This window comes from Fodinibius salsisoli (genome assembly GCF_026229185.1).
GTDB classification, from domain to species: domain Bacteria; phylum Bacteroidota; class Rhodothermia; order Balneolales; family Balneolaceae; genus Fodinibius; species Fodinibius salsisoli.
The window spans coordinates 371,742-387,323 of sequence record NZ_JAGGJA010000002.1; the positions used below are offsets into that span (position 1 = coordinate 371,742).

General features: G+C 43.4%; 9 protein-coding genes and 1 pseudogene. All 10 read right to left on the reverse strand.

Going from position 1 to position 15,582, the window contains the following annotated elements; genetic code table 11:
• Positions 1–161 precede the first annotated feature (161 nt).
• Positions 162–1,883, reverse strand: coding sequence for an IlvD/Edd family dehydratase (locus J6I44_RS04345; protein ID WP_265764767.1), 1,722 nt, complete (start codon positions 1,881–1,883; stop codon positions 162–164).
• A 224-nt stretch (positions 1,884–2,107) separates the two neighbouring features.
• Entirely contained in the window at positions 2,108–3,667 is a 1,560-nt protein-coding gene (locus J6I44_RS04350; RefSeq protein WP_265764768.1) for an aldehyde dehydrogenase (NADP(+)), read from the reverse strand.
• 4 nt (positions 3,668–3,671) lie between these two features.
• The gene (locus J6I44_RS04355; protein WP_265764769.1) at positions 3,672–4,508 is read right to left on the reverse strand and encodes a fumarylacetoacetate hydrolase family protein; all 837 of its coding nucleotides are present in this window, start codon (positions 4,506–4,508) and stop codon (positions 3,672–3,674) included.
• 242 nt (positions 4,509–4,750) lie between these two features.
• On the reverse strand, positions 4,751–5,518 hold the full coding sequence (locus tag J6I44_RS04360; RefSeq protein ID WP_265764770.1) for a sulfatase/phosphatase domain-containing protein: 768 nt from the start codon (positions 5,516–5,518) through the stop codon (positions 4,751–4,753).
• 4 nt (positions 5,519–5,522) lie between these two features.
• Positions 5,523–5,765: pseudogene (locus tag J6I44_RS04365) on the reverse strand (sulfatase family protein); the annotation flags it as partial.
• A gap of 229 nt (positions 5,766–5,994) precedes the next feature.
• Positions 5,995–7,254 (reverse strand): CBM96 family carbohydrate-binding protein, encoded by a 1,260-nt coding sequence (locus J6I44_RS04370; protein ID WP_265764771.1) that lies wholly within the window; start codon positions 7,252–7,254, stop codon positions 5,995–5,997.
• Between the two features lie 279 nt (positions 7,255–7,533).
• On the reverse strand, positions 7,534–8,661 hold the full coding sequence (locus J6I44_RS04375; protein WP_265764772.1) for an alginate lyase family protein: 1,128 nt from the start codon (positions 8,659–8,661) through the stop codon (positions 7,534–7,536).
• Between the two features lie 75 nt (positions 8,662–8,736).
• On the reverse strand, positions 8,737–10,512 hold the full coding sequence (locus J6I44_RS04380) for a RagB/SusD family nutrient uptake outer membrane protein (protein WP_265764773.1): 1,776 nt from the start codon (positions 10,510–10,512) through the stop codon (positions 8,737–8,739).
• A 12-nt stretch (positions 10,513–10,524) separates the two neighbouring features.
• Positions 10,525–14,046, reverse strand: a complete 3,522-nt coding sequence (locus J6I44_RS04385; RefSeq protein WP_265764774.1) for a SusC/RagA family TonB-linked outer membrane protein — start codon at positions 14,044–14,046, stop codon at positions 10,525–10,527.
• Positions 14,047–14,145: 99 nt separating this feature from the next.
• Positions 14,146–15,222 carry a FecR family protein gene (locus J6I44_RS04390; RefSeq protein ID WP_265764775.1) on the reverse strand — a complete coding sequence of 359 codons (1,077 nt, stop codon included), beginning with the start codon at positions 15,220–15,222 and terminating at the stop codon, positions 14,146–14,148.
• Positions 15,223–15,582 lie beyond the last annotated feature (360 nt).

Genomic DNA, 15,582 nt, shown 5'->3' on the forward strand with positions numbered 1-15,582 from the left:
AAAAAATATAGCCTGCGAGTAAACAGGTAGTGCTGTTATAATATGTTTAATTTCTACCTGTAAGAATTGCATGCACTGGTCTTTACCGGTCTACTCACTATCAGCTTATTGTCCCATTTCATCTTGAAGGCCTGTTTCATTTGTAATTCACCCAGCGACCATTAATGCAAGTCACGACCGACCCCGGAACCGGAACCTCCTTTTAGAACATCCAGGTCTGCCCCTATATCAGACTGTTCCACATGCTCCAGGTAAATCTTGGTATAGCCACGGTCTGCTCTTGGTTTTGGTGGCGACCACTCTGCCCGGCGACGTTCGAGCTCATCCTCTGGTACATCGAGATGTAGTCGCCGGCCGGGGACATCCAACTCGATCATATCACCGTTTTCCACCAAGGCCAAGGTGCCGCCGATGGAAGATTCTGGAGACACATGCAGGATAACCGTACCAAAAGCCGTGCCGCTCATTCGTCCATCCGAGATGCGAACCATGTCTTTAACACCTTTTTCAATAAGCTTGGCAGGCAGATCTACGTTACCTACTTCTGGCATACCGGGATATCCTTTAGGCCCCACGCCTTTGAGCACAATCACACAGGACTCGTCGATATCGAGATCAGGATCATCAATTCGTTCATGATAATCCTCATAACTTTCAAACACCACGGCCCGGCCCCGATGGGTCATCAATTCCGGCGTGGCAGCCGAAGGTTTAATAACGGCTCCATTTTCACTGAGATTCCCTTTAACGACCGCAATGCCCGCATTCTCTTTAACCGGATCATCAATACTGGCAATCACATCCCGGTTGTAGCATTCGGCATCAGCGCTATTTTCCGTGATTGGCTTTCCATTAACCGATATGGTGTCGTCGTGCAGGTGCTTGCTCAGTTCTTTTACGACAACCGGCAGTCCACCCGCATAGTAGTAATCCTCCATTAAATACTCGCCGGATGGCATCAAGTTAACCAGCAAGGGTATATTACTGCCAATCTTATCAAAATCATCCAGCTCCAGGGGAACGCCTATACGCCCGGCAATCGCCAGAAGATGGATGATAAGATTCGTAGATCCACCTACGGCGGCATTAATTGCGATGGCATTTTCGAATGCTTTGCGACTGAGGACATCCGATAACTTCAAATCTTCTTCGACCATCTCGACAATTCGGCGACCGGAAAGCTGGGCCATCAACTTTTTACGAGAATCTACAGCCGGGATAGCAGAAGCACCCGGTAATGTAAGCCCCAGTGCTTCGCTCATGGTGGCCATCGTCGAGGCGGTGCCCATGGTGTTGCAATGCCCGTTGCTGCGCGACATGCACACTTCGGCCTCTCGCAAATCTTCTTCAGAAAACCCTTCGGTTTCCTGCTTTTCTTTAATCATCCAGGTAAACGTTCCCGATCCAATCTCTTCTCCCCGAAAACGACCGTTTAACATCGGTCCCCCGGGTACTACAATGGTCGGCAAGTCAACGCTGCAAGCTCCCATAATTGTGGAGGGCGTTGTCTTGTCACAACCGGTGAGCAGCACAATACCATCCAGAGGATTAGCCCGAATTGATTCTTCGGTATCCATACTGGCTAAATTACGGAACAGCATAGTTGTAGGACGCATGAGTGTTTCCCCAAGAGAAGTAACCGGAAATTCAAGCGGGAAGCCCCCGGCTTCAGCAACTCCTCGTTTTACCACATCAGCAAACCCTCTAAGGTGCGCGTTACAGGGCGTCAATTCTGACCATGTATTACAGATCCCGATAACGGGTTTTCCTTCAAAGTAATCATCCGGATACCCTTGATTCCGAAGCCAAGACCGATGAATAAATCCCATCTTACCATCATCGCCAAACCATTCCTGACTTCGTAATTTTTTGTCCTTATCCATATAAGAAATACCTTTAAAACCTTATCATTATTTTTTAAAGCTGATTTCAATCAAAGAAATCAGTCCCATTGTACTGTAAAAGTCACGTATTGCATCCCTTTATTTGAACTTGTATGACTCGGTTTGCCTACTTACACAAAATATTTCATCTATTCAATTTTGGAACCCAATAGGTGGTTGCACCGGAATAGTCCAGTGTTTATCATTAAACCACTATAGATGGACTATTTCGTCCATTCTCCATTTTCGAGCCGCCGAATATTGAGCGGATTATCATTCTTCAACTCATCAGGCAGCTGGGGATCCGGGAAGTCCTGGAAACAAAAGGGACGTGCAAACCGGTTGATAGCCAACGTCCCCACCGAGGTTGTTCGACTGTCAGTGGTAGCTGGAAAGGGTCCGCCATGAACCATAGAGTGATTAACTGCTACCCCCGTAGGAAAGCCATTAAAAATAAGCCGACCCACTTTACGCTGCAGAATGTTGATCAGATCCGAATAATTACCCAGATCTTCTTCGGTACCAAAAAGCGTAGCTGTTAAATGTCCCTGCAGGTTTTCGGCAATGGCTTCCAAATCCTGTTTACCTTCTGCCGTTATCGTCACTGTTGAAGGACCAAATACCTCTTCTTCCAGCAGTTTATTGGAAAGAAAAGTTTCTGAACTGACCTTTAACAAATGGGGAATCCCTGAGGTGGGAGAGCCATTGGACTGACCGTCAGCAACCAGCTCAACGCCCTCCTGTTGCAGCAGCTTCTCAATCCCATCTTGGTAAGCTGAATGGATGCCTGAAGTCAGCATGGTGCCCGCGCCGGCCTGTTTAAAGTGTTGTGCAACGGAATCCTGGAAAGCTTGGGCTTCATCAGAATCCTCGTATGCTACGAGACCTGGATTGGTGCAAAACTGACCAACCCCGAGATTCACCGAATCGGTCAGCCCCTCCGCAATTTCTTTATTCTTTTCTTTTAAGGCCCCCGGCAATAAAAAGACCGGATTGGTGCTGCCCATTTCGGCGTAAACCGGGATGGGTTCCGGGCGACTGGTGGCTGCATCATACAGCGCTTTTCCTCCTGTAAAGGAACCGGTAAACCCTACCGCCCTGATCAGGGGATGCTCTACGATAGCCAATCCAACCTCATGCGAGGTCCCCTGGACCATCGAAAAGGTGCCCTCCGGCATGCCTGTTTTTTCAACAGCGTTGCGGATGGCCGTCGCTATCATCTCGCACGTGCCGGGGTGAGCCGGATGCGCTTTAACCACGATACTACAACCGGCGGCAAGAGCAGAAGCCGTATCGCCCCCTGCTACCGAAAAGGCCAACGGAAAATTACTGGCCCCAAAAATACCTACCGGTCCAAGGGCCATTTTCATGCTTCGAGTGTCTGGTCCATCTTCTGGGTTATCAATGCGGGCATCTACCCAGGATCCCTCCCGAAGCACTTTCCCGAATAGACACAACTGCCCGACCGTCCGGCCACGCTCCCCGGTCAGGCGTCCTTCGCTCAGGCCCGTTTCCTTGCTGGCCCGCTCAATCAACGGGTCCCCGAGTTCCATGATTTCATCGGCTATCGCTTCCAGGAAGTCCGCCCGTTCGGCGCCGCTTTTTTGTCTATACACTGTAAACACTTCTTCCGCCTGTTCCACGGCCTGGTCTACTTCGGCCTTGGTAGCCTCCGTATATACGGGATCCAGCTTTTCATCACTGGCGGGATTTATCCCTTGAAAAGTTGTACTTCCCTCTTCTGACCTGCTATTTCCTACAAAATTCTGTCCTGTCAATTCCATTATTCTATCTGACTTTATTAATTAACGTCCCAATTGGGTCAATTGTAATGCTGATTTCATCGTCATGTTGCAAAGTAAATTCATTGGAGGGGACAATACCCGTTCCCGTCATCAGGAGACTTCCATCCGGGAAGGAACATTCCCTGTATAAATATGAAACAAGATCTGTAAGATTTCGTTTTATCTGACTGATTTCAATCTTCTCTTCGAATACTACGGAACCATTGCGCTTGATCTCGAGCTCCACTTGAGTATCTGGCGGGAGCGGCTCATTGGTAACATATATGCACGGGCCAATGGCGGCAGACCCGTCGTAGCATTTGGCCTGTGGAAGGTAGAGCGGATTTTCTCCTTCGATGCTCCGGGAGCTCATGTCGTTGCCGATGGTGTATCCCACGATGGTGCCGCTGGAGGTAATCACCAATGTAAGTTCCGGTTCGGGAACATCCCAAGAGGAATCTTTGCGGATTCTTACCTTTCCGCCGGGCCCGACCGTTCGGCTCTTTGTGGCTTTGAAAAAGAGTTCCGGACGCTTGGCATCATACACCCGCCCGTAGAAATCGGCCCCGCCCGCTTCTTTTGACTCTTCTTCCCTGCCCAGCTTGCTGTTATAATACGTTACCCCACTGGCCCAAATCTCCTGGCTTTCAATCGGGGCTTCCAGTTCATTAGCGAGAAGGTCCGGTCCGTTTGCTATCGGGGCATTCGAAGAGGCAAGCTTTGCTACTTTATCATAGAGGTTATCGTCATTAATAAATGAGTCCCAATCTATTCCCTCCAACAGGTAAAAGGCATCCTGGTAGTGAATCAAAATCCCCTTAGTGGTTTTATATACTTTCATTGCAACAGATAACTGAATGAATATTTCTGCTGCTGTTAATTTAAAAGCATGAGGGCATATTCCAAATAAATCTCTGAAATACAGCCATCTGATGCATCGCGCATTCCTGAGAATTTAATTATTCTTGTCTTAGGTTGGGGAATAGATGACAATGCTATACCGTCGTAGAATCTACAGTTGACTTAATTATATTAAACTTAGGAGCCCATTTTTTATTGGCATATCACATCCCACTTTAATTTTTAGTAATTGAAGTTATAGGCTCCTTTTTCATTAAATCCGTGAAAGTTGCGCATATTACTGTATCGCGGATAGCTTTCAAAAATATCATATCCATAGGCCCTGGGATCATACTGAGTTGTTAAAATGCTGTCAAGTCGGGCTCTGAGTTTGTTTCGTATTGGCTGATATTCAGGATCGCCCACCAAATTATTAAGGCAAGCCGGATCTTCTTTAATATTATATAACTCTTCCGCAGGCCGTTTTCCAAAAGCCCGGTGAAAGAGCTCTTGGACTTCCGCATCATTTCGATGCTCCAACATATATCTCTTGGTGGGAGAACCGTCAACATCAGCATATCCCAATCCGAAGGACTTAAAATTTCCGGTCGTCAAATCTTTTCTATCCTGCGGTCGGGGATTGCCGGCCGGCCATCGCTCGGGAGCTACATTCCAGATATATAGATAGTTCATAGTCCGAATGGATCGAGAGGGATAGCCCAAATTATCAGGCCGGGCATGCGTATGCCGTTCCCGACCGGTAACAACAGCATCTCGCTTGGCATCCACCTGACCTTCTTGTTTAGATTGCAAAACGTGCCACAAGCTTTTTCCCGTAATTTGAGAAGGAATATCAACGCCTGCTATTTGTAAAAAGGTAGGGGCAAAATCAATGGAGCTTGTCAAATCATCCACCACACGGCCAGCCGGAATAGCATCAGGCCAGCGGACCGCTAAGGGGACATGCGTGCCATACTCGTATAAATTGGCTTTGGCCCGAGGAAAAGGCATGCCGTTATCGGAGGTCCACCACAACGACGGTATTATCGACTTCTCCCCGGTTTTCTAAGAGGTTCAAGATCTGAACAAGCTGCCGGTCAAACCATTCAATCTCGGTATAATAGTCCAGTAAGTCGCTGCGTACTTCAGGAACATCCGGTAAAAAAGGAGGAACCCGGATTTCATCTGAATCTTTACCACCCTTTATACCAGATCCCTTTTCATATCCCCGGTGGGGCTCGTAGGTCCCCACCCAAAAGAAAAATGGGGAAGCTTACATTGTTCAGCCAATCCAATACTGAAAAGTGTACAAATAACCATTCACGCGGATGTTACGAGCTTCACAACGTTTTAACCCATTGGGCTTGTCAAACAAAAAAGCTCCGTTAGAAACGGTGACGCTACCGGGACCATCCCATTCAATATTTCCAAACACTGCTGTTCCCTGACTTGGATCACCTTCGCAGATAAAATGATGGAGCTATAAGTTAGTTAGCATGAGAATATTCAATCTGTGGCCTACGCGACGAAGTACTGTAATCACCAGAACGGAAGCCATGGTATTGGGAATTTGTTGAAACTAACTTAAAAGAAATCAAACTATCCGTTAGACTATTATTGAGTTCATCTGTAATTTCTAATTCGATGTAATCACTGCTCATTGCTCCAGATACACTGGTTAAAAGAGTTCCACTTTCTGTAGGAGCATTATTCCAGGTCAGCGCACTGGTTATAGTATTATTTTGTCCCAAATAATTGCCATTTCCTTCAATCCAAGTTGTATCATTAATTCGGTATAGACGAAACTCTGTACCTGGATGATCATTTAAAGAATAGAGTTTTAATTTTGCACCCGACAAGCTTTGATTGATATCTGAAATATCAAACTTAAAGTAACTTATCTGCTGATTGCTTTGAGAACCTTCACTTACTACATACCCTGCAGCACCATAATTTCTATCCGGGTATGAAGACCGAACCCAGGTATCCGCTACTGGGTCAATGCTATTTGATGGTGAAATTGCTGATGTATCGCTTAGTTCATACCATTTGACATAGTCTACTTTCATAATGGTAGAAGAAGAAGCTAAGCTTCCATATCCTTTGGAAGGAATAGGACCTGCCCAGGTTCCTGTGTTATAATTCTTTACCTCGGAGCTTAGGATAACATATTCTTGTGTTTGGGAGATGGGGCCTGAATATGTCCAAGTATGCTCCCCATCTACATAAAATTTATAATAGTCTGGTGTCCATTCAAACGTATAGATGTGGTAGTTTCCGCTATTCGCTCCCTTATCTCCAGTTATATATCCTGCTGTTTTATGGTCGCTACTATAACCATCCCAATGCAAATTGTGGTGTACGCGTCCGTCGCTAGAAAGCGTTTCCACCACATCTATTTCCATACCAGCATTCTCAGGATCTCCTATAGGGTTACCCATCGTCGGACTCTGTAGCCAAAAAGCGGACCACGATCCCGATACGTTAGTAAACGCAACTCGTGCTTCAAACTTTCCATAAGTGAATCTTTTATGGGTAGCGATCATCCCCGTATGATGCCGAGGGGCATTATCTACCGTATCAGTATACACTTTTATAAATAAATTATCATTGGCTACCTCTACCGTAGTAGTATCATTATAGCCATCATGCCTAGGCCCCAGATAACGATAATACCACTTAGAAGTATCCAAGGAAGTACTATTAAAATCATCCTGCCAGGCCAACTCAAATTCATGAGTCGACATTGAAGGATCTCCTCCGTCAGCATCTATCCCTTCTGGTATATTTGAACATGACGTTATAATGAATAAAATAATAATCAGTATGTCTATTGTAATCCCGTTTATCTTTTTCATCTCTTTGTCTATATAGTTAAAAATACCCATCTTGCTACAACAGCTCACATAAGACCCGCTCAAGATTCTTTTGCTTCATAACCTAAGACCCTACAAATTTTACTCATGATTAGATGGTTGTTTCTCTGTGTGGATAAGTAATCTTATGTTACATCTTTAATCAGGAACTTATTTACTCATTTTCTGGTTGACCCAATAATCAAAAGATAAATTATACTTTGTAATGGATGGATCGATCGTGGTGATGTAATTTATACAGCGAGATTCGCTAGCCATCAGTTCTTCTAAAACATAGATTGAAGTGGCAGGATTATAGGGCTCATTATAGTCCGATCTTTCCTTATCGGGAGGGTATTTGGTATCCAAAAACTCGATATGCTGGTTTTCGTTTGGTTCGAGAAGGTAGGACTCCCAGAAATCTACTGCTTTTTTAACCCGAGAAAAATCAGGCTCATCATATAGGCTTATATTACCGGATAGTTTTATTGATTTGAAAATTTTTGCATAAAAAAGCAGATTATAGGCATGGTAAGCGAAAGCATCGCGGTCTTCAAAGTCGTGACTAGTCCCATCAGCATAAATATTTTTGGGGATGAACGATTTCAGTTCACTTATAGCATGCTCATATAATATTTCATTTTCCGTAATCAATGAAATATAAGTAAGTATATTTAAACGGATTGTATTCCAGTTATTGATAGCCAGTTTTCCCGACAGCTTTAATCCGTTTTTGTAGTATTGTGCCTGATCGAGAAGCCACTTGTCAATGCTCTTTCTTTCATTATTAGTTAATGCATCCCGCACAATGGAATAGGCCTCAAACATGGGCAGTAATGCCGTCTCACGGGGTGTATGATCAGAAAGAGAATAGTTTTGGCTGAACTGTAATAAAAAATCTACTGTCTTTTGCAGGTATTTCCTTTTTTGAGTACTGTCTTCTTCAAAAACCCACTGAATTGATAATAACAAAGTTGTTTTACAGTAATCTTTTACCGTAGTCTCATTGTCTCCTGTAATATGGGGTATTGCTATAGGCTCTTTGTTTAAACCTGCATTCGCCTTTGCAGTAACAAAATTATTAAATGCTGTTGCAGCTTTACCAGATTCTTTCATTTCCTTCTGGATGCTGGCCACCGTCAACGAATCAATATAAAGATTAGGATAAGATGGTTGGGATCCTCTAACAATGTCTTTCTTGTTTTCTTCTTCAATTGAGGCAATATGTTCATTTTCTTTACATCCCGTCAGAAGTGCTAAGAACATCACCCAAAATAATGGATAAAAAAATAACTTCATGAATACTGATTTTTAAGTAACTGTTTCAGGGAAGAAACTTCTTCCCTGAAACAGTTTAAATTATAAAAGATCAACTTATTCCCATCCCGAATTTTGTTCAATATTGGGGTTCCTTTCAATTTCGGTCCGTGGAATAGGCCAAGTATACAGATGATCACCTCTCCATGAGTATTCGTATGTTGGTGCTCCCCAGATTTCCTTCTGTCCGCTTTGCGGAGCAAACTTCGTTTCTTTCCAGGTCTCCCAACGCATTTCATCGAAAAGATTAATTCCTTCCAAAGGGAATTCCCATCGACGTTCATTTCGGATACGCTCACGCAGATCTTTTTGTCCACTCACATATGTTGGCAAACTGGGATCACCTGTTTGTAGAAGAGCAGCGCCGGCGCGGTCTCGCACCTGATTTAAAATACTTACTGCTTCTTGGTCAAACCCCTGTTCATTAATAGCCTCAGCAAGCATTAAAAGAACATCAGCATATCGAATGAGCGGCTGATCTGTTGGGCCATAGGCTCTATTTTCTATACTGGCACCTTCGTAAACCCATTTTCTCCATAGATAGTAAAACTTACTGTTCGTATCTGTTCGAAGGTCAAAAGGCTCCGAACGGTCGTAACCTATATAAGGCCAGCGCAACGTATAGGTAAATTCATCACTTCCGGCTGCTCCGTGAAACTCAGAATATGGTGTAATGATATTGGCTTGAAGCCGAGGGTCTCGGTTTTCATAAGCAGCTTTAACTCTGGCTTCATTTCCATTCGGTAAATAGAGCGACATCTCCACACCTTGTGACTCGAATTCGTCTTGCTCTTCTTGGGTTAGCCCATCTCTTAAAAAGAACACCTTACGCTCTGTGGGAGACATTGATGAATACCCAGGTAAATATTCATCCCATTTAAATTCTGATCCATCGGCATTTTCATAGCTTTCTACAAAGTCAACATTCGGTAGATGGTTGTTCCAGTTTGATCCAAAAGCAACACGCGTACCGACATGTTTTTGTGTTCGGGTACCCAATCCTGACAAAGCAATATTTTGAACTGAGAATATCATCTCAGGATGATCTTCATTAGCCTCTTTAAACAGGTCTTTATAGTCTCCCTGAAATAATGCCGGGCCCAAATCACCAACTTTTCTTAAATCTTCTTCTGCTTTTGCATACTCTTCCATATACAGATAAGCCTTTCCTCGCAGAGCATATGCCGCTGCTTTTGTAGCATGCCCTTTGTTGGCATCACCGCGTGCATACATGTCCGGCAGATTGGCTTCATTGATGGAAGCAGTGAGATCTTTAATAATTACATCCCAAACGGCTTGTTCTGTCTCCCTTGGCCGATTTACTTCCTCAGCAGGAACAGGCTCAAGATAAATCGGTACACCTTTATACACCCTGTTCAGACCGAAGTAGAAATAAGCCCTGAGGAATTTCATTTCTGCAATTAGACGAGCTGTTTTCTCTTCTGAGACAGGAACTCCTGACGTGAGGTTTTCAATAGCATCATTAGCTCGATGAATACCCTCATAATGTTGCTGCCAATAGGCTTGGAATAGTCCATCAGCTGCCGTTATAACACCACTCTTGAGTGTTGAGGAACCCAATATCCAAGATGTTCGATCCCTATTAGACCCTGTAAAAGCATCCTGATCCAGCATCCAAAGTTCATTCCCGACATAGGTATAGCGTAGCGTATTGTAAACACCATTAACCCCTTTTTCAACGAGGTTTTCACTATCCCACATATTACCCGAGCCTATTTGGCTGTAAGGTGTAGTATCCAGAAGATTCTCTTTACACCCGCCTATTGTGGTAAAAATGATAACAAGTATTAATATATATTTTAACATCTTCATATTAGTAGTTCTTTAAAAATTAATATTGATACCAAGAGAAACTTGTCGCATGATAGGATAATTGGTATTAGCTCCCATCTCGGGGTCCAATCCCGGAAAAGATGTTATGGTCAATAGGTTTTCTGCTGAAAAATAAACCCTGACTCTTCGCGTCATTATCCTACTTGCAATATTATCAGGCAGTGTGTATCCAATAGTAAGGTTTCTAAGTTTGACGAAAGAAGCATCATATAACCAAGCTGAACTGGCTTGTATGTTTTGGGGATCACCCTCATCTAGTTTGAGTCGAGGATAAGTAGCATTAATATTATTCTTCGGATCATTAGGATCATCGGGGTTGTAGTAGTAATGATCATTAGCAAGAATTTTACCAACTTGAAAGCCAATCCTCGTATTGGGACGATTGTAACCACTCTCATTCCAGTATAGATCAAATCCGGCCTGGCCTGACCAAACCATACTCATGTCAAAGTTTTTCCAGCTGGCTCTCATATTGACACCAAAGGTATATTTTGGCATGCTGGAAGACCCCATGAAATTGCGGTCATATGCGTTACCATAGACCCCATCATTATTATGGTCCGCATATATGTAATCGCCATACCATATTCCTTCTTCCGCCACACTTTGATTTGGCAGAAAGGTATTCCCATTTGCTACCATGGCCTTTAGCCACTCCATATCTTCTTCTGTACGGACTATACCATCAGTAGGACCACCATCTGGATTTACGGACCCATCTGCATGGAAGTGATTTCCGCTTCCTTGATAAGGATCGAGCAAATAGTATTCATTGATTTTATGTTCTTCCAGAATACGAGTCATTCCACCACTTGAAACGTCGCCCAAATTAGTTTCATAGATCTCATCACCTCCTTCATTTGTAAGCCACCCTTCAACCAATTTACCTTTATACTTAGTAACTTCATTATTATTGAAGGCTATATTTCCTGAAATAGAGTAGGATACTTCACCAATCTGATCTCTCCAGCCAAGGTTCAGTTCAACTCCTTTATTGGTGACCTCAGCAGTATTTCTGGTAGGGGCGCCAATTAACCCTGTAGTCAAATTAATTGGTGGCACGGTTAAAATGCCATCAGTTACTTTGTTGTATACATCGAACTCTGCTGTAAGTTTGGATTCAATTGCGGCTATATCCAGTCCAGCGTTTGTCATCGTTGTTGTTTCCCACCTTAAGAAAGGGTTGGCAATTTTTGTCGGACGTAGTCCCGCAACCTGGTTTCCACCAAAAGAATAGCCTACACCACCATAAACTGCTTGATAATCGTAGTTTCCTGAAGCGTTGTTCCCCAGCTGTCCCCAGGACCCTCTCAATTTAATATTGTCAAAGCCTGGTAATAAATCCTGTATAAAGCCTTCTTCTGAAAGCCGCCAGCCAGCAGAAAAGGAAGGAAACACGCCCCAACGATTATCGGAGTTAAACCTAGATGACCCATCATAACGGAAGTTAGCCTCAAAAAGATACTTTTGTTTATATGCATAGTTTGCTCTACCGAACCAGGAACGAATGGCATAATCTCTGGCATTTCCACCTATTGACAACATATCTGTTGCTGCCCCCAAGGTTGAAATACTTTGGTCAATGAGCCCTCTTTTTTGTCCATTATGGTCGTACGAGAAGTAGTAACTTTCGTTATAACCCATTAAAGCACCGATATCGTGATTTTCATTAATCAGGGTGGAGTATCTCAAAATATTTTCAAGAGTATAGCTTTCGTTGGCATAGGTTCGATAGTAAGTACTCATCAGGTCGGGAGGAGTTGCCTGACTCATAACCTTACCCGTGCTGAATCTAATTTTTTCCTGGGCTTGACCATTAGTATGACTGTTATACTCATCGAATCTTCTGGAATAGTTAAAGTTAAAATCCCAAGATAATTCTTCAAGAAAGCTTATCTTTGAATAGATAGTTGCATTGATACGTGACAACCGATCACTCCCTTCATTACCATTCAAAAAACTGTAGAGGTTGTTGGCCGTCGCACTTTCTTCTGGTGCTTCCGGATAACCATATTTTCCGTTATGTTTGCCGATTAAACCGGGAGTACTCTGTCGCATGAAATTAAGCATACTGTCATAATTGCCGAGCTCTTTATCTTGCTGCAAAGCATAGGTACGTGTGCCTGCAACCAACCAGTCAGTAATGTTTGACTCAAGATTAAATCGGATGTTGTATCGTTTGGCTCCTGTATTTTCCACTAACCCTGGATTATCCAAATATCCGGCCGATAGAAGATACCTTGAATTTTTACTCCCACCATTAACGGATATTGTGTGCTTCTGAACCATATTAGATTCATACATTTCTGTTGCCCAGTTGGTATTTGGATACGCTAACCAGTTTGGAACCCCATTTTCATTCAGCTTGCTTGGATTCGCATTGGCTTGTTTCCATGCTTCAATAGTATTAGAAGAAAAGTGGGCTGGCATACTAATGTTTTGAGCACTTTCATTGATGAGCTTCATATACTTGGGGTAATCTGAAACAAATTCCAACAAATTGGTTGGAGATGACACAGATATATTTCCTGAATATGAAACGGTTGTTTGCTCCTTGTTGCCTGTTTTGGTAGTAATAAGAATAACGCCGTTCGCTGCCCTGGATCCATAGATGGCGGCTGATGCAGCATCCTTAAGTATAGAAATGGATTCAATATTATCCGGGTTGACTGCATCTAAGTTCCCCTCCATTCCATCGATCATAACAAGCGGATCGTTGTTGTTTAGAGTCCCCAAGCCCCGAATTCTTATGGAAGCACCGTCCTCACCGGGCTTACCTTCACTTTGACGAATTGTAACGCCCGAGCTGAGACCTGATAAGGCTGAAGAAACATTCGTAATGGGCCTTGATTCTGCCTGACCTGAAAAATCGACCGAACTAACTGAGCCGGTCAAATTCACCTTTTTTTGCGTCCCGTAACCCACTACAACTACTTCTTCGCCGGCAATGGCTTTCGGAGTTAACGAAATATTGATCTCTCTCCTACCATTAATTGGGACCTCTTGAGTCTGATAACCAATGAACGAAAATATTAGTGTATCCTGCAGGGAAGGCACATTTGCAAGCTCATACCTCCCTTCTGCATCAGTAGAGGCCCCAAACGTCGTGCCTTTAACAGATACATTAACAGCAGGGAGTGTTTCTCCTGATTCTGCATCGGTAACAGTTCCACTCACCGTCTCAGCTTCAGGAAGCTGTTTTTCTTCCGGAACTTTTTGAGCAGGAAAAATACCATAGGTTTTGGGATTCAAATATTTGAACTCGAGCTGCTTGCCCTTCAATAGCCTTGTCAAAGCCTTTTCTACATTGTTAGGCAATACCAGCGTATGAGCAACCCTCTGGTCCTCCATTACATCAGTTCTATATAAAAATACCACATTAAATTGACCTTCAAGGCGTTCAATTGCTTCTGCCAAGCCCACCCCTTCTTCGATCACCAACTCCTTTGCCTGTATTCTGTCGGGAGATAAATGCAGTGATCCCAAGGTTTGAGCCTGAGTAAAGCTACTCATTAAGCAAATCCCGACTATTAAAAAGAGCATTTTTACAAAACGATATTTAACTAATTTCATAATCATATCTGATTTTCCCATTTAACAATAACCATCTGTTCATTTATTTCCGATATAAACCGTTTGAAGATCTTTTGACTGGTAAACCCGTACGTTTGTTACATCTGACACTGTTCGGACGAGCCCCGACAGTGATTCAAAATACACGGCTCCATCAAGCGCTATGGAAGCAACTTCGGAGTTTGTAATCCGTACGTCTACCTCAAATCTTTGCTCAATAAAAGCAGCGAACTCTTGAATTGAAGTCCCACTAAACTCCATGTATCCCGTCGCCCATGATGTGTAAAGGGTTGCGTTGACTCTCGTCTGGGATATTAAGGATGACTTGTCAAACACAAGCATCTCTCCTTTCTGCATAGTAATTTTTTGATCCTTGGGTCCCTTATTCTTTGTATTTACCTCTACCTTACCCTCTTGCAATACTACGTTTGATCGATTTTCTTCTACCTTCACCAAAAATTCGGTCCCAATATCCCGAATGATACCATCGGGCGTATGTACTGCAAAGACCGGTTGTTTCTGGGAAGAGTCACTTTCTGCATCGAAGTAGGCCTCCCCCTCTAAAACCACTTTGACCGTCTGATTGTGGAGCAATCCGACTTGATACGTGATGCTGGAATTACTATTCAATACGATCTTCGATCCATCCGAAAATTTTACTGTCTTTTGCTCTCCGGAACCTGCTTTTACTGTTCGTTCCTGGGTAATCTGTTCTACTTCCGTTATTTGATCGGTATTAGAGTACATATAGGTGGCATACCCAACACAGACTCCCAAAACAAGTACCGCGGCAATCCTATAAATCCATTTCAATGAAGCACCTCTGGTAGCCGGATTTCTAGTATTTAATCGTTGCTCTTTTCTCCCGATGGTCTCTTTATAAAGGCGGTTCCACTCCCTTTCTACATCTGGCTTACCAGGTATATTGAAGCCAAATCCGGCAATTTCTGAAGCCGCTTCTTTGGCCCGTTCTCTATTTTGATCACTAGCTTCCATCCATAGAATCCACTGGTTGACCTCTTCAGTAGAGGCGGTACCTTTTACCATTCGGCGAAAGGACGGATCATGAATGAGATCAGTAACGGTATAATTATTTGGGTCCAACTTATCGCTCACAATTAATGATTTTCTTCCAATTCGTTAAAGGAGAGTCAAAAAAATTCCAGCGTACTCAAATTTTTTGAAATATCTTTTGATCAATAACTTCTGTGGGGAGATAAAAAGACATTTCAAACGAAAAACAGTACTATTAACCCAATCTAAAGATCACTATATCGATATAATGAATGTTATTTTTTTGCCTTTTGGTCCTTGGCAACCACTTTTGTATCGACAAAAGTGGAGCAAAAACGACCGGCTGAATATATTACTACTGTCGTTCGCTTCGCCTGCACTAAAATCATTTAACTCGTCCCGTTGGTCCTCAGACAAGAAATGATTTTCGACGCTCCGGATTCGGTCACTTTCCCTGCAGAA